Source organism: Micromonospora sp. USAFONa4, assembly GCF_057197825.1.
This window is the reverse complement of record NZ_CM170072.1, coordinates 4,215,490-4,230,398: the sequence shown is the minus strand read 5'-3', so window position 1 is coordinate 4,230,398 and position 14,909 is coordinate 4,215,490. Positions and strand designations below refer to the sequence as shown.

14 protein-coding genes are annotated in these 14,909 nt (G+C 71.8%); 6 read left to right on the top strand and 8 right to left on the bottom strand.

All coding sequences use genetic code 11. The features are described from left to right. Positions 1–14 precede the first annotated feature (14 nt). Complete coding sequence (locus AC0OO9_RS18825) at positions 15–1,856, bottom strand: phosphoenolpyruvate carboxykinase (GTP) (protein ID WP_484511343.1); 1,842 nt, start codon at positions 1,854–1,856, stop codon at positions 15–17. 383 nt (positions 1,857–2,239) lie between these two features. Here AC0OO9_RS18825 and AC0OO9_RS18820 point away from each other — a divergent pair, with 383 nt between their 5' ends. Continuing rightward, positions 2,240–2,785: a GtrA family protein gene (locus tag AC0OO9_RS18820; protein ID WP_132233346.1), complete on the top strand. Its 546-nt coding sequence runs from the start codon at positions 2,240–2,242 to the stop codon at positions 2,783–2,785. Positions 2,786–2,850: 65 nt separating this feature from the next. Further along, a complete protein-coding gene (locus AC0OO9_RS18815) occupies positions 2,851–3,597 on the top strand; it encodes a GtrA family protein (RefSeq protein WP_484511342.1) in 747 nt (248 codons plus the stop codon). Between the two features lie 168 nt (positions 3,598–3,765). Here the strand turns inward: AC0OO9_RS18815 and AC0OO9_RS18810 are convergent, their stop codons facing one another. Further along, a complete protein-coding gene (locus tag AC0OO9_RS18810) occupies positions 3,766–4,338 on the bottom strand; it encodes a PH domain-containing protein (RefSeq protein WP_421457252.1) in 573 nt (190 codons plus the stop codon). Positions 4,339–4,422: 84 nt separating this feature from the next. Further along, positions 4,423–5,298, bottom strand: a complete 876-nt coding sequence (locus AC0OO9_RS18805; RefSeq protein ID WP_484511341.1) for a biotin--[acetyl-CoA-carboxylase] ligase — start codon at positions 5,296–5,298, stop codon at positions 4,423–4,425. 105 nt (positions 5,299–5,403) lie between these two features. Between AC0OO9_RS18805 and AC0OO9_RS18800 the strand changes: the two genes are divergently transcribed. Beyond that, complete coding sequence (locus tag AC0OO9_RS18800; protein ID WP_484511340.1) at positions 5,404–6,987, top strand: acyl-CoA carboxylase subunit beta; 1,584 nt, start codon at positions 5,404–5,406, stop codon at positions 6,985–6,987. A gap of 49 nt (positions 6,988–7,036) precedes the next feature. Here the strand turns inward: AC0OO9_RS18800 and AC0OO9_RS18795 are convergent, their stop codons facing one another. The 3 genes from AC0OO9_RS18795 to AC0OO9_RS18785 all read right to left on the bottom strand — a co-directional run bounded on the left by AC0OO9_RS18795 (position 7,037) and on the right by AC0OO9_RS18785 (position 9,311). Continuing rightward, positions 7,037–7,939, bottom strand: coding sequence for a hypothetical protein (locus tag AC0OO9_RS18795; protein WP_484511339.1), 903 nt, complete (start codon positions 7,937–7,939; stop codon positions 7,037–7,039). Continuing rightward, on the bottom strand, positions 7,932–8,432 hold the full coding sequence (locus AC0OO9_RS18790; protein WP_484511338.1) for a SigE family RNA polymerase sigma factor: 501 nt from the start codon (positions 8,430–8,432) through the stop codon (positions 7,932–7,934). The genes AC0OO9_RS18795 and AC0OO9_RS18790 overlap by 8 nt, the downstream gene beginning before the upstream one ends. 135 nt (positions 8,433–8,567) lie before the next feature. Then, the gene (locus tag AC0OO9_RS18785; protein WP_484511337.1) at positions 8,568–9,311 is read right to left on the bottom strand and encodes a M50 family metallopeptidase; all 744 of its coding nucleotides are present in this window, start codon (positions 9,309–9,311) and stop codon (positions 8,568–8,570) included. Between the two features lie 206 nt (positions 9,312–9,517). Between AC0OO9_RS18785 and AC0OO9_RS18780 the strand changes: the two genes are divergently transcribed. Further along, positions 9,518–10,270 carry a GH25 family lysozyme gene (locus AC0OO9_RS18780; RefSeq protein ID WP_484511336.1) on the top strand — a complete coding sequence of 251 codons (753 nt, stop codon included), beginning with the start codon at positions 9,518–9,520 and terminating at the stop codon, positions 10,268–10,270. A gap of 100 nt (positions 10,271–10,370) precedes the next feature. On the opposite strand, the gene AC0OO9_RS18775 is transcribed toward AC0OO9_RS18780, so the two are convergent. Together AC0OO9_RS18775 and AC0OO9_RS18770 are read right to left on the bottom strand one after the other, a co-directional pair. Further along, on the bottom strand, positions 10,371–10,601 hold the full coding sequence (locus AC0OO9_RS18775; protein ID WP_151454419.1) for a hypothetical protein: 231 nt from the start codon (positions 10,599–10,601) through the stop codon (positions 10,371–10,373). Positions 10,602–10,692: 91 nt separating this feature from the next. Continuing rightward, entirely contained in the window at positions 10,693–12,630 is a 1,938-nt protein-coding gene (locus AC0OO9_RS18770; RefSeq protein WP_484511335.1) for a serine/threonine-protein kinase, read from the bottom strand. Between the two features lie 92 nt (positions 12,631–12,722). Between AC0OO9_RS18770 and AC0OO9_RS18765 the strand changes: the two genes are divergently transcribed. Beyond that, a complete protein-coding gene (locus AC0OO9_RS18765) occupies positions 12,723–12,932 on the top strand; it encodes an acyl-CoA carboxylase epsilon subunit (RefSeq protein ID WP_484511334.1) in 210 nt (69 codons plus the stop codon). 142 nt (positions 12,933–13,074) lie between these two features. After that, entirely contained in the window at positions 13,075–13,554 is a 480-nt protein-coding gene (locus AC0OO9_RS18760) for a hypothetical protein (protein ID WP_484511333.1), read from the top strand. The last annotated feature ends 1,355 nt before the right edge of the window (positions 13,555–14,909 follow it).

Genomic DNA, 14,909 nt, shown 5'->3' with positions numbered 1-14,909 from the left:
GGTCACACCTGTCCTCAGCGCTGCGGCGCAGCGTCGAGCCGGGCACGCAGCGCGTCCAGCTCGGCCCAGAGCACGCCCGGCAGCTTGTCGCCGAACTTCTCGAACCACTCGGTGACCATCGGGAGCTCCTTGCGCCACTCCTCCGGGTCGACCTTGAGCGCGATCCGGACGTCCTCCGGGGTCATGTCGAGGCCCTCGACGTCGAGCGCGTCCTGGGCCGGGACCATGCCGATCGGCGTCTCCACCGCCTCGGCGCGCCCCTCGATCCGCTCGATGATCCACTTGAGCACGCGGGAGTTCTCGCCGAAGCCGGGCCAGAGGAAGTTGCCCTCCGGGTCCTTGCGGAACCAGTTGACGTAGTAGATCTTCGGCAGCTTGGACTCGTCGCCGTCGGTGCCCTTGCCCATCTCGATCCAGTGCCGGAAGTAGTCGCCGGCGTGGTAGCCGATGAACGGGAGCATCGCCATCGGGTCGCGCCGGACGACGCCGACCGCGCCGGAGGCGGCGGCGGTGGTCTCCGAGGAGAGCGTCGCGCCCATGTAGACCCCGTGCACCCAGTCGCGGGCCTCGGTCACCAGCGGGATGGTGTCCCGGCGGCGACCGCCGAAGAGGATCGCGTCGATCGGCACACCGTTCGGGTCGAAGTAGTCCTCGGCGAGGATCGGGCACTGGGTGATCGGGGTGCAGAACCGGCTGTTGGCGTGCGAGGAGAGGCTGTCGCTCTCCGGCGTCCAGTCGTTGCCCTTCCAGTCGACCAGGTGCGCCGGCGGCTCGCCCATGCCCTCCCACCAGATGTCCCCGTCGTCGGTCAGGGCGACGTTGGTGAAGACGGAGTTGCCGCGGTCCAGCGTCCGCATCGCGTTGGCGTTGGTCTTCCAGTCGGTGCCGGGCGCGACGCCGAAGAGGCCGTACTCCGGGTTGACCGCGTAGAGGCGGCCGTCGGGGCCGAAGCGCATCCAGGCGATGTCGTCGCCGATGGTCTCGACCTTCCAGCCCGGGACGGTCGGCTCCAGCATGGCCAGGTTGGTCTTGCCGCAGGCCGACGGGAAGGCCCCGGCGACGTGGTAGACCTTGCCCTCCGGCGAGGTGATCTTGAGGATGAGCATGTGCTCGGCGAGCCAGCCCTCGTCGCGGCCCATCACGCTGGCGATCCGCAGCGAGTAGCACTTCTTGCCGAGCAGCGAGTTGCCGCCGTAGCCGGAGCCGAAGGACCAGATCTCCCGGGTCTCCGGGAAGTGGGAGATGTACTTGGTCTCGTTGCACGGCCACGCCACGTCCTGCTGGCCGGGGGCGAGCGGGGCGCCGATGGAGTGCAGCGCGTGGACGAAGTCCGCGTCGTCGCCCATGGCCTCAAGGACCTTGGCACCCATCCGGGTCATGATGCGCATCGACGCGACCACGTACGGGCTGTCGGTGATCTCGACGCCGAACATGGGGCTCTCGGCCTCGACCGGGCCCATGCAGAACGGAATGACGTACATGGTGCGCCCGCGCATGCAACCGCGGTAGAGCTCCGTCATCGTCCGCTTCATCTCGGCCGGCGCCATCCAGTTGTTGGTGGGGCCGGCGTCCGCCTCGTCGACGGAGCAGATGTAGGTGCGCTCCTCGACCCGGGCGACGTCCGTCGGGTCGGTGCGCGCGTAGAACGAGTTGGGCTTCTTCTCGGGGTTGAGCCGGATCAGGGTGCCGGCCTCGACCAGCTCGTCGGTGAGGCGCCGCCACTCCTCGTCGGACCCGTCCACCCAGACGACGCGGTCGGGGGTGGTCAGTTCAGCGACCTCACGGACCCAGGCGAGCAGTTTCGGGTGGGACGTCGGGGCCTGATCGATACCCCGAACGGTAGCCGGAGCAACCATGACACATCTCCTTGTGGTCGACGCTGACCGATCTATGGGATGCACGAGTCTTGACGGCGCTATGCGTCGTCTTCGTGGAAACCTGGGATTGGCCTCAGCGTAAACCGGGCGAGGTCACCAGTCAGTGGGACTGGTTGTGAAGAACTGCACAAGGTACGGGCACGCTGCGGCATCACGAGCTAATACCCGCTTTCACGCGCAGTTTCACGCAAATCCTGTGGGGAACCGTCACCGGCCGGGCCGGCGGCGCCCCGGGCGGCGGAACCCGCGAACCGCCCCGCAGGCCGCCGGATCTCGTTACGCTCTGTCCACAGGCGCACACCCGGGTGAGCGGTCCGCCGTTGCTACCCGTGCGGGATGACCCCAGCCGGTAGGCTCGCGTCGTGGCCGCGACGACGACCGGGGAGCCCGGCTCTCCGCAGACCCGCCCGGGTCTGGTCCGCTCGCTGGTGGACCGCTTCGGCCACCTGGTCCGCGAGCTGAGCAAGTTCGCCACCGTGGGCGGGATCGCCTTCCTGATCGACTTCGCGCTCTTCAACTACCTGACGAGCGTGCGGGGCGTCGAGCAGGTCACCGCGAAGACCATCTCGACGGTGATCGCGGCGTCCGTCGCGTTCGTCGGCAACCGGTTCTGGACGTGGCGGCACCGCAAGCGCTCCAACCCCGCCCGCGAGTACGCGCTGTTCTTCTTCTTCAACGGCGTCGGCCTGGGGATCGCCGTGGCCTGCCTGGCGGTCAGCCGCTACGGCCTGGGCAGCATCTGGCCGGAGGTGTTCCAGACCCCGCTGGCCGACAACATCGCCAGCTTCATCGTCGGCACCGGGCTCGGGACGCTGTTCCGGTTCTGGTCCTACCGACGGTTCGTCTTCGTCGAAGCGGGAACCCCCTCCGTTCCGGAAGAGAAGCACGACCGAGACCACCGGGCGTGACCTACCGCCCACCTTCGTCCCGGCCGGAGCCTGCCGGCCCCGCCCACTGCCCTAAGGTGTTCCGCATGCGTCTTGTCCGTCTGCTGCCTGAGCGCTGGCAGAAGTTCATCCACGAGGCGCTCAAGTTCGGAATCGTCGGCGGCGTCAACACCGTAATCAATTACGCCGTGTTCAATGTGCTCGCACTGACCGTTTTCGTGGACGGTCAACTGAAGGCGACGGTCATCGCGACCGTGGTGGCGACCATCACGTCATATCTGATGAATCGTCACTGGACGTACCGGGATCGCCCCAAATCGGCCATGCGGCGCGAGTACGTCCTCTTCTTCCTGTTCAACGGTGCGGGCCTGCTCATCGAACTGGGCGTCCTGGCCGCCGCCAAGTACGGGCTGGGCCTGACCAGCCTGCTGGCCCTCAACGTGGCCAAGACCGGTGGCGTGCTGCTCGCGACGCTGTTCCGGTTCTGGTCCTACCGCACGTTCGTCTTCCAACCGGCGCCGGCCCACGCGGCCGAGACGTGGCACAGCATCCCGCGCGACGAGTGGGACACCATGGCCGAGATGGACCCGGTGGCCGAGTTGGCGGAGTCGATCTCCGAGCTGGAGGAGTCCGAACCGCCGCCCGGCGCCGCGCGGCGTGCCCCACGCGGCGCGGCCGGCCCCGAACCCGCGTCGGCGGCGGGCCCGGCGGCCCCGGTCCAGGGGCGCCCCGTCCCGCTCGACGCCGGCCTCGGCGGCTCCCTCGACCGGGAACTGGAGGCGGAACTGGCCGCCGAACTCCAGGCCACCACCCGCCGCCCGCGCCGCCGCTGACCCACGCGCCGCCGCTGACCCACCCGCAGTCCCGACCCACCCGCAGTCCTGACCCACCCGCAGTCCCGGCCCGACCGGCCCCGGCCCGCTCCCGGGCCACGCCGGCCGGGCCGTGCCAGTTGAGGCGGTCGGGTCGGGCCAGTGTTCAGGCGGTCGGGTCGGGCCGGTTCAGGCGCTCGGGTCCCGCAGCGGCTTGCCCTCGTGCAGGTCCGCCAGGATGTCGCGCATCTCGTCGTCGCCGAGGGAGTGCTTGTCGTGGTGGGCCTCCACCAGCTCGTAGAGCTTGGTCTGGACCCGGCCGACCCCCGGCACGTCGTGCAGGACGGACTGGCCGCGTTCGCCGGCGGACTCGATGGTGAGCGTCCCGCAGCCGAGCAGACGCTCCACGAACCGCTGGTTCATCGCGTGGTCGTTGATCCGGGTCAGCGGGATGTCCCGCCGGTCGCGCGAGAGCACGCCCTGCTGGAGCAGCACCCGCTCGTTCGTGAAGAGGTAGTGGGTGCTCCGCCAGACCAGGAACGGCCACAGGGCCAGCCACAGCACCGCCAGCAGGGCCAGGCCGCCGATGACGGCGAGCGCGATCGAGCCGCCCCCGCCGGACGGCAGCAGGACCAGACCGGCCACCACCGCCGCGACGGCGAGCACGAGCACCGCGACCGGCCGGATCAGCGCCTTCCAGTGCGGGTGCAGGTGCAGCACGACGTGCTCGTCCTCGGTGAGCACGTCATCGGGGAACGCCACGGGAACCTCCTCGCAGAAACGGACGCGCTGACCGTAGCCGCTCCCCTCCCGCCGGGGGATCAGCCGCGCGGCGGGAGTCCGCGATCAGCGGAGATGCAGGACGTCGCCGGCCGCCAGGGCACGGGTGCCGGCGGGGGTGGCGACCAGGAGCTGGCCGTCGGCGTCCACGCCGGTCGCGGTGCCGGTCACCTCGTCGCCGCCGGGCAGCAGCACGCGTACCTGCCGGTCGATCGTCGTGCAGCTCGCCAGGTAGGCGTCGCGCAGACCGCTGGCGACCGCGTCGCCGCCGGCCGCGCGCCACTCGCCGTACCAGTCGGCGATCCCGCGCAGCAGCGCCCGCAGCAGCGGGTCCCGGTCGGTGGCCGCCGCGCCGGATAGTTGCAGGGAGGTCGCCGGCAGCCCCGTCGGGTTCTCCGGCAGCTCGTCGGCGCGCAGCGTGACGTTGAGGCCGACACCGAGCACGATCGCGGGCGGCCCGGCCGGCGAGGGCCCCGGCACCGCCTCGGCGAGGATGCCGGCACACTTCGCGTCGCCGACGAGCAGGTCGTTCGGCCACTTCAGGCCCGCGTCCAGCTCCGCCAGCCGGGTCACCGTCTCGACCAGGGCGACGCCGGCGAGCAGCGGCAGCCAGCCGTACCCCGTCTGGGGCGCCGACGGCCAGCCACGGCCGGCGACGGCCTCCCCGGGGCGGAGCAGCACGCTGGTGGCGATGCCGGCCCGGGCCGGCGACTGCCAGGCCCGGCCGCGCCGGCCGCGCCCGGCGGTCTGCCGCTCCGCGACCACCACCAGGCCCTCGGGCTCGCCGGCCCGGGCCGCCTCGGCGACGTCCGCGTTTGTCGAGCCGGTCTCGACGCGCAGCTCCAGGCGGGCCCAGGGCCCGTGCGGGGCGACCAGCGCCCGCCGCAGCCGCGCCGCCGACAGCGGCGGGCGGTCCAGATCGGTGTACGGCGAGCCCGGCATTCCGTCAGCCTACGGCCGCCCCCGTCCGGCCGACCGGGGACGTCGCGGCCCGGCTGAGGCGAACTGCACAGCGGCGGCGGCCTGAACCATCGTTATATTCCCAGGGTGACTACCGAGACCGGGATCAACATCCACAGCACCGCGGGCAAGCTGGCCGACCTGGATCGGCGGGTCGACGAGGCGGTGCACGCCGGGTCGGCGCGCGCGGTCGAGAAGCAGCACGCGAGGGGCAAGAAGACCGCCCGCGAGCGGATCGAGATGCTGCTCGACGAGGGCTCCTTCGTCGAGCTGGACGAGCTGGCCCGGCACCGGTCCACCAACTTCGGGCTGGCGAAGACCCGCCCGTACGGCGACGGCGTCATCACCGGCTACGGCACCATCGACGGCCGGCAGGTCTGCGTCTTCGCCCAGGACTTCACCGTCTTCGGAGGCTCCCTCGGCGAGGTCTTCGGCGAGAAGATCGTCAAGGTCATGGACCTGGCCATGAAGATCGGCTGCCCGGTCGTCGGCATCAACGACTCCGGGGGCGCGCGCATCCAGGAGGGCGTCGCCTCGCTCGGCCTCTACGGCGAGATCTTCTTCCGCAACGTACGGGCCAGCGGCGTCATCCCGCAGATCTCGCTGATCATGGGCCCGTGCGCCGGCGGCGCGGTCTACTCCCCGGCGGTCACGGACTTCACGGTGATGGTCGACCAGACCTCGCACATGTTCATCACCGGCCCGGACGTCATCAAGACGGTCACCGGCGAGGACGTGGGCATGGAGGAGCTGGGCGGCGCCCGTACGCACAACTCGCGCAGCGGCAACGCGCACTACCTCGCCACGGACGAGCAGGACGCGATCGACTACGTCAAGGCGCTGCTGTCGTACCTGCCGTCGAACAACCTGGACGAGCCGGTGGTCTTCGACGCGCCCGCCGACCTCGACGTGACCGACGAGGACCGGGAGCTGGACACGCTGATCCCCGACTCGGCGAACCAGCCGTACGACATGCACCGGGTGATCGAGCACGTCCTCGACGACGGCGAGTTCCTGGAGGTCCAGCCGCTCTACGCGCAGAACATGGTCGTCGGCTACGGCCGGGTCGAGGGCCGGCCGGTGGGCGTGGTCGCCAACCAGCCGATGCACTTCGCCGGCACCCTGGACATCGCCGCCTCCGAGAAGGCCGCCCGGTTCGTGCGCACCTGCGACGCGTTCAACATCCCGGTGCTGACCTTCGTGGACGTCCCCGGCTTCCTGCCCGGCACCGGCCAGGAGTGGGACGGCATCATCCGCCGGGGCGCGAAGCTCATCTACGCGTACGCCGAGGCCACCGTCCCGAAGGTCACCGTGATCACCCGCAAGGCGTACGGCGGGGCGTACGACGTGATGGGCTCCAAGCACCTCGGCGCGGACCTGAACTTCGCCTGGCCGACCGCGCAGATCGCGGTGATGGGGGCGCAGGGCGCGGTGAACATCCTCTACCGCTCGGAACTGGCCGCCGCCGAGGACCCGGCCGCCGTGCGGGCCGAGAAGATCGCCGAGTACGAGGACACCCTCGCCAACCCGTACATCGCGGCGGAGCGCGGCTACGTGGACAGCGTCATCCCGCCGCACGAGACGCGGACCCAGATCGTCCGCGCGCTGCGGGTGCTGCGCACCAAGCGCGAGACCCTGCCGCCGAAGAAGCACGGCAACATCCCGCTGTAGGGGCGTTTCCGGAGATCCCCGCGTCCGGCCTGGAGGCGGGGATCTCCGCTCAGCAGCCGGGGTTCGCCGCCGCGCACATCCGGCGTGCCGCGGTCCTGCCCAATGCCTCCAGGTCGGCGTGGCTCAGGCCACGGCCGGGGCGGACGTCGTCGACCGGCTCCGCGACGGTGTCCGGGCCAGTCGCGACCACGGTGACCAGGTCGCCGACCCGCACCACCATGGTGACCTCGACCGACGGGGTCGCGGCCACCGCCTTCCCGCCGGCCTGGCTGCGCGGGGCCAGCGTCTCGTGGCGCAGCATCACGGACTCGTCGCCGGCGAAGCCGCTGACCGGCTTTTCCCACCGATGCGTCTGCACGGACGCCACCGGACGGCCGCCCAGGAACGTGGGCTCGGTGAGCTGCCATTCCGCACAGGCGTCGAGCAGCATCCCGACGAGGCCGAAAACCAGCCGTCCCTGGCTCGGATCGACCCGGTAGACGTCCTGGGTGAGCGCCGGATGTCGCATCGTCGGGTCCACCGGTGCCCAGAGCAGGGTCTGGGACCGTGAATAGCGGGACGTGGGCGCGTCCGACGGCACGCCCCGGGCTCGGCCGCAGGACTCCAGCACCGGGTCGAGCCGCACCGGCTCCACGATGCCTGTCTCACCGAGTTGCACACCGGTCTTCAGTGGCACGTCCCGGGGGGCGAGCAGGGCCTCCTGCGGGATCTCGCCCGGCGCGACGTGCGCCGGGGACACCGAGGCGGCGGCGACCAGGGGGGACGGCGACACCGACCGCCCGGCCGCCGCGTAAGCGGAACCCGACATCACGACGAGCACCGCGACCGCCGCCGTCAACGCCGTACGCCTGCTGCGCCTGCGGGCCCGGGCGCGGATCTCCGCCGGCTCCGGCCAGCGGACCTCGCGCAGGTCCCGGTGCAGTTGCTCGACGAACGTCGTCTCGTCACGCATCGGCGGCCTCCTCCAGGTCAGAGACGGCGAGCAGACCGGCGAGCGCGGCGCGCCCCCGGAAGAGTCGGGCCTTGACGGTGCCCACCGGGGTGGCCGTCTGCCGGGCCACCTCGGCGACCGGCATGCCGACCAGGTAGTAGAGGGCGATCGCGGTGCGCTGCTCCTCGGGGAGCCGGCGCAGCGCGGTGACCACCTCGACGGTGGCGGTGTCCGGGCCGGGCACGCTCTCGCCGGGGCCGTGGCGCAGGTAGGCGCGGGCCCGGCTGCGCAGGCTGCGCCACCGGCTGACCGCGATCCGGCTCGCCACCACCCGCACCCACGCCTCCGGCTCCTCGTACGCGCTCACCGTCGACCAGCGCTGCCAGGCCCGGATGTACGCCTCCTGCACGGCGTCCTGCGCCTCGGCGAGGTCGCCGGTGAGTGCGTAGACGAACCCGAGCAGCCTTTGCCGGCTGCCCCGGTAGAACTCGTCGAACCCGTCGACGTCCGGCACCTGCGACCTCCCCGTGACGCTTGCAGGGGACACGCGTCGGACGGTGCCGCCGGTTGCCCGGTCGACCTGTCATTTCGCCCACTCGGCCGCGCCGGGCCGGGATCCGGGCGTGCCCGCGCGCCATTCGTGGCCCGGTCAGGGCGTCAGGCCGGCCTCGGTGAGGATCGGGCCGGCCAGCAGCAGCGCGCCGGCGCCGAGGGCGGCCAGGTTGACCAGGGCGAAGAAGGTGACCCAGAAGAGGGCCGGCAGCGGGGTGAGGCCGGCGAGTTGGTCGGCGTCGGAGGCGGGCATCCGGCCCCGCGAGCGCAGCCGTTGCAGCTCCACCACCGGCCGTACGCCGCCGAGCAGCAGGAACCACACCCCGGCGTACGCGAACGCCGCCTGCACCTGCGGTTCGGCGTACCAGGAGACGGCGAGGACCACCCCGCCGGTGACCAGCAGCGAGAGCACGCCGAAGACGTTGCGGATCATGATCAGCATGGCCAGCAGCAGCGCCACGGCCACCCAGAGCAGCAGGGTGATCCGGTTGCCGCCGAGCAGCCACGCACCGGCCAGCCCGACCAGCGGCGGGGCGACGTAGCCGGCGAGCAGGGTGAGGATCATCCCCGGGCCGGTGGGCCGGCCGGCGGAGAGGGTCAGCCCCGAGGTGTCCGAGTGCAGCCGGATGCCGTGCAGCCGGCGGCCGGTGAGCAGGGCGGCCAGCGCGTGCCCGCCCTCGTGGGCGATGGTGATGGCGTTGCGGGCGATCCGCCAGGGCATCCGGGTGGAGACGACCACCAGGGCGACGGCGGCGGTCAACAGCACCAGCAGAGGCGGTGGGTCCGGCTGCGCCGCGAACAGCTTGTCCCAGAGACCGCCGAGCCCGTCGATCGACACCATGGGGCGCGAGCCTACCGGCCCCGACCTGTGTCGCTACGGCTGAGGCGGAGAGCGCTTCACCCGGTCCGCTCGCCGGCGGCGGAGACACCGCCGTCAGGGTGGCCGGCTTCCACCGTTCCTGAAGATTTCCTTAGCTCCCCTTGCCATTCGGGGCACTTACCTCCAAAGATGAACGTCAATTAAGTCCGGCGTCCTTGGAGGCATCCATGACCCGTACCGGAACATCCCTGCGGCGGCTGCTGGCCGCCACCCTGGCGGCCCTCGCCACCGCGGCGGCGGGGCTCGTCGCGACCGCGACCCCCGCGGCGGCCGCCACCACGCCCGGCATCGACGTGTCGCACTACCAGGGCGCCATCAACTGGACCAGCGTCCGCAACGCGGGCATCCAGTTCGCCTTCATCAAGGCGACCGAGGGCACCAGCTACAAGGACCCGAGGTTCAACACGAACTACGTGGCCGCCTACAACGCCGGCGTCATCCGGGGCGCGTACCACTTCGCCCGGCCCAACATCTCCTCCGGGGCGGTGCAGGCGAACTACCTGGCCTCCAACGGTGGCGCCTGGTCGGCCGACAGCCGCACCCTCCCGGCCGCGCTGGACCTCGAAGCCAACCCGTACGCGGGTGGCTACTGCTACGGCCTGAGCACGACGGGCATGCGGAACTGGGTCCAGGACTTCCTCAACACCTACCGCTCCCGCACCGGCCGCTACGCCGTCATCTACACCACCACGAGCTGGTGGAACCAGTGCACCGGCAGCTGGACGGCCCCCTGGGCCAACCACCCGCTCTGGGTCGCCCGCTGGTCGAGCACGGTCGGCGCGCTGCCGGCCGGGGCGCCGTTCTGGAGCTTCTGGCAGTACACCGACCGGGGCAGCGTCGCCGGGATCAGCGGCGGGGTCGACCGCAACCACTGGAACGGTGACCGGAGCCGGCTGATCGCCCTGGCCAACAACACCTGAGCCTGAATCGCCTGGGGAGGCGGTTGGCGGCAGCGGGATCGGTTGTCACCGTACGGTCGACAACTGGTCCGGCTGCCGCCACGCCGCTCCCGCGCGGGCGTCAGACCTGCCGTCGGGCCGCCACGGGCACGGTCGCCGCGTTCTCGCGGGCGAGCGCGTTGCGCCGGGCGAAGCGCCGGACGCCCACCCCGGCGAGGGTGACGGTGACGACGCTGAGCAGCGCGAACAGCAGCGGCAGGCCGGCGGCGGCGAGCAGCAGGACGATGTCGCCGAGGGCCACGAGCATCCACAGTGCCACTCGGGGCCGGGCGTCCCTCCGTCGGTAACCCATGTCGTACCCTCCCTTCCGTCGTGAAGGTCAGATACCCCGTACGGCGGAAGGTCATGCGAGTCGATCTCGCATCGGGCGCGAATCCCGTGGGTCAGTCCTTGCGGTCGGGCACGAAGCCCTTGGCGATCCGGTCGAAGTCGGCCAGCTTGGCCTTCCAGTCCTTCGCGGCGACCTCCCAGCGCAGGGCGTAACCGCGATTCTTGGCCGTGACGAAGCCCCGGTTGCGGACATGGATCCGCGTACCGTCGCGAGTCTCCAGCCACTCCCAGTCCGCGCAGGTCTTCCAGAATCCGTCGCAGCTCGTGATGTCGACGTACTGGTAGTCGTTCACGCGCTTCCTGCGATCCGGTTCTTTCTGCTTCCAGTCGGCCAGCGCGTCCGGCTGCGGCCTGCTGGTCCACTGAACCAACAGCTCGCCAACACCGCCGGGCTCGTCGAAGATGACGGTGTCGGTTCCGCCGCTGCGGCGCACCCAGTTCGCGGGGATCGGCACCGTGAAGCCGCCCGGGTCCTTGTGCAGCTTCCAGCCCGCCGGCAGCGCGTCCGGGGTCGGCGACGGGGTGGCCGAGGGCGTCGGGCTCGGCGCGGCGCTCGTGGGCGGGGCCGGCGCCGGGGACTGCGGCGGCTGCCCCTGCGAGGTCGCCGCGCCGGTCGGGTCGGCCTGCGGGCTGCCGCCGCCGTCCCCACCGTCGCCGCTGGTCAGCATCGGCACGACCACCACCAGGCCGATCAGCAGCAGCGCCACCAGCACGCCGATCAGCACGTTGCGCCGGGTGTTGTTCGGCTTCGTACCGTCGGACGCCACGACCGTCGCCCGGCCGGACGGCGGGCTCACCGGCGCGGGCATCACCGAGGTGGGATTCGCCGGCCTGCCGGGCGCCGGGTCCACCGGCTCGGCCTTCGTGTCGTCGAGCGCGGGCCTCGGTGGGTCGACCTTGGCCGTCGGCGCCGCGTCCGAGGTGGAGGATCCGACCTTCGCGGTCGGCACGGAGTCCGAGGAGAGCGCCGCCGTCGCGTCCTCGGCGGTGGACGCCGCGGCGGCACCGGCGGCGGCCGCCGCCAGCGGCGCGCGCGGCGCCGGCGGGCTGACCGGCTTGTCGGAACCGCCCTCGGCCGGGCGCGGCGCCGGCACCAGCGGCGGGCGCGGCTCACGCGGACCGTTCGGCCCCGGCCGGCGTACGCCGTCGAGCAGCGGAATCGTGCGGGTGCGCTTGCCGCCGGCGCGGCGCAGCAACTTCTCCGCGACCTCGGCGGTGATCCGCTCGTTCGGGTCCTTGCGCAGCAGGCCGTTGAGCACCGGCTTGAGCGGCCCGGCGTTCTTCGGCGGGGGCATCGGCTCGGTGGCGAGCGCCGCCAGGGTGGCGATCGCCGACGGTCGCGCGTACGGCGACTTGCCCTCGACCGCCGCGTAGAGGGTGGCGCCCAGCGACCAGAGGTCGGCCTCCGGCCCGGCGGTGCCCTCGCGGGCCCGCTCCGGCGAGATGTACGCGGGCGACCCGAGCACCATGCCCGTGCGGGTCACGTTCGGGTCGCCGGGAATCGTGGCGAGGCCGAAATCGGTCAGCACCACCCGGCCGTCGTCGCCGAGCAGCACGTTGCCGGGCTTGACGTCGCGGTGCATCACGCCGGCCTTGTGTGCCGACTTCAGCGCGGCCAGCACGCCCAGGCCGATCTCCACGGCACGCGCCGGCGTCACCGGGCCGTCCTCGGCGAGCGTGTCCTGCAACGACTTCGACGGCACGTACTCCATGACGATCCACGGGTCGCCGTCGGTACGCAGCACGTCGAAGATGCGGACCACGTTGATGTGGTTGAGCCGGGCGATCGCCCGGGCCTCACGCAGCGAGCGTTCCCGCATCTCGCGGCGCTCCTCGTCGGTGAGGCTGGGCGGCGGGACGAGTTCCTTGATCGCCACGTCCCGGTGCAGCACCTCGTCGCGCGCCTTCCACACCCGACCCATGCCGCCCTGACCGAGCGGCGAGAGGAGCCGGTATCGGTCAGCGACGAGTTGGGGCAGCGCGTTCGACATCGCCCAGACGGTACCCGGAGCCGACGACGCTCACACCGCCGGCACGCCACTGTGCGGTTCAGGTCAACCTCTCCGACGCGTACGCTGACGCCATGTCTGCCGAAGAGCCGCTGTTCCGGGTCGTCCGCGGGGTCCCCACCGCCGAGGAACTGGCCGCGCTGGTGGGCGCGATCGTCGTACGGTCCCGCCCGGCCGCCGCGACCCCTCCGGTCGCCGCGTCCGCCTGGGCGCGCTCCGGCCGGCCCGTCGCGGCGGCGGTCGCCGGCCCCGGCGCCTGGCGGGCGACCGGCCTGCCCCGCTGACCTTTTCCGCACGGATCACCGCAGCTCGGCGCCCCTGCACACCCGCAGGGCAGCCGGTGTGTGCCGGGGCGGGGCTGCCGACACCCCCGGGACCTATTAACCTCACTCAGGGAAACGACGCAGTGACAGGCAGGGAGGGCCGATGATCCCCGAGGAGGACGGTCCAGCGTCCTGGCTCCGCGGCTACGGCGGCATCGAGGCCGACATCCGCCAGCTCCGGGAGTTCGCCGACAAGCTCCAGGCCGAGGTGGAACGCAACTACGACCCGCACCTGTCGTACATTGCCGCGGACCTGACAGCACCGGTGCCCAACCCGGCCGACGCGTTCATCGAGCTGGTCGACTTCCTGCGCGCGCACCACGAGACCCAGCAGGCCACCGCCGACATGGTCTGGGGCGTCCGCGACGTCACCGGCCACCTGGCCGTCGCCGCCGGCACCGTCGCCACCCGCTACACCGGGTCCGACGCCTTCGCCGCCGCGCGCGTGACCGACATCGAGCGGGCCCTCGCCAACCCGGCCCCCACGGCGTCTCGCGGCGCGCCGCCGATGCTGCCCGATCCCACCGGGCCGGAACCCCCGCCGGGACAGGGACGGGGACAGGGTCCGGTGGTGCTGCCATGATCGAACGGGGCACCGGCGGCCGCACGTCCGCCCTCACCGACTGGCGGCTGATGGACGTCGCCAGCATGTGGGCCTGCCTCCAGGACCACGACACCACCAACCACTGGAAGCAGGTCGCCGGCTGGCGCAAGATCTGCGACCTCGCCCGGATGCACCTGAGCCGGCTCCAGGAATACCGCAAGGGGCTCGCCGAGGCATGGCCCCCGGAGACCAACGAGGCGGCCCGGGCCTACGTCCGCGAGCTGGACGAGCTAATCGACAAGGTGCAGCGCACGCACGACGCGGCCAGCGCCAACTACACCGCGCTCTCCGCCGCCACGCAGGCCATCAGCGCCACCCGCACACAACTGAAGAAGATCTACGAGACGTACGCCGTCAAGGTCCAGGAGAAGCAGACGTACGACGCGACGCTCGCCGACCCGAAGGCGGCCATGGGCAGCCGGGTCCCTGATCGCCCGGTGACGGACGCGGACCTCGAACGCCTCAACGTCCAGGCGCGCGGCATCATGTACGGCCTCAGCGGCGAACTACAGCACGCCCGAGTAATGCTCCAAAAACCCCCTCCGATTAGGCCAGGCAGGGCCCCGGGGGACCAGGATGTCTACGGAGGCTCGTCCGCTGCTCCGGTAATCCCACCCATCGTCCCAATTCCAGTCGCGGCGTCAACCGTGGCACCATCGAGCAGTCGACCCACGAGCCCCGTTCGGCCCGTTGAAAAACCCGCTGCTCCGAACACCGGTCCCGTGCTCGGCGGAGCAGGCACCGGGGTAGCGCTGCCATCAGTGAATTCGGGAGTACCAGCTAGTACGCCCTCCGCGTTACCCAATCCGTCTCTGGGCGGCGGAGCGCTGCCGCCGTTTCCCGCAGGGACAAGCCGACCGAGCACTACTGGGCCGTTCGGCAAACCCGTTCCTGGCAGTACTGGCAACTACGCGCACCCAACCCCGCCTCCTGCCGGCCGGCCTATGCCTCCTGGAGGGCTTATCGGAGGAACACCCGGGATGGGGCTCGGCCAGCCCGGTGCGGGCCATAACCAGCCACGGCGCGTGAACCCCATCGGGGGCCTGATCGGTGGTGGCGGCGCAGGCACAGCGCCGACGGGCGGCGCTGGCTCTCGCCCCGGCGGAGGTCGCGGCTTGGGAACCGGGCAAGGCATGCTTCCGATTGGCGGCGCTCCGGTAGGTGGCCCGACGGGGCTCGCCGGCGCTAGCGGAATGTCTAAGCAGCCGAGACGTCGGGAGCAAAACAGCGAGGAGCTGCGCCACTGGGATCCAGACCGTCCGTGGGAGACGGACCAAGGCGTAGCCCCAATCGTCCGCCCGCCCGAAGAAGAGGGCCCTATAGACCCTGGGCCA

Bases quoted from the DNA above. Each gene is read 5' to 3' on its own strand.
- AC0OO9_RS18775 (WP_151454419.1), bottom strand. From the start codon at position 10,601: ATGGGTTACCGACGGAGGGACGCCCGGCCCCGAGTGGCACTGTGGATG.
- AC0OO9_RS18815 (WP_484511342.1), top strand. From the start codon at position 2,851: ATGCGTCTTGTCCGTCTGCTGCCTGAGCGCTGGCAGAAGTTCATCCAC.
- AC0OO9_RS18785 (WP_484511337.1), bottom strand. From the start codon at position 9,311: ATGGTGTCGATCGACGGGCTCGGCGGTCTCTGGGACAAGCTGTTCGCG.
- AC0OO9_RS18825 (WP_484511343.1), bottom strand. From the start codon at position 1,856: ATGGTTGCTCCGGCTACCGTTCGGGGTATCGATCAGGCCCCGACGTCC.
- AC0OO9_RS18760 (WP_484511333.1), top strand. From the start codon at position 13,075: ATGATCCCCGAGGAGGACGGTCCAGCGTCCTGGCTCCGCGGCTACGGC.
- AC0OO9_RS18780 (WP_484511336.1), top strand. From the start codon at position 9,518: ATGACCCGTACCGGAACATCCCTGCGGCGGCTGCTGGCCGCCACCCTG.
- AC0OO9_RS18795 (WP_484511339.1), bottom strand. From the start codon at position 7,939: ATGCGTGACGAGACGACGTTCGTCGAGCAACTGCACCGGGACCTGCGC.
- AC0OO9_RS18805 (WP_484511341.1), bottom strand. From the start codon at position 5,298: ATGCCGGGCTCGCCGTACACCGATCTGGACCGCCCGCCGCTGTCGGCG.
- AC0OO9_RS18770 (WP_484511335.1), bottom strand. From the start codon at position 12,630: ATGTCGAACGCGCTGCCCCAACTCGTCGCTGACCGATACCGGCTCCTC.
- AC0OO9_RS18765 (WP_484511334.1), top strand. From the start codon at position 12,723: ATGTCTGCCGAAGAGCCGCTGTTCCGGGTCGTCCGCGGGGTCCCCACC.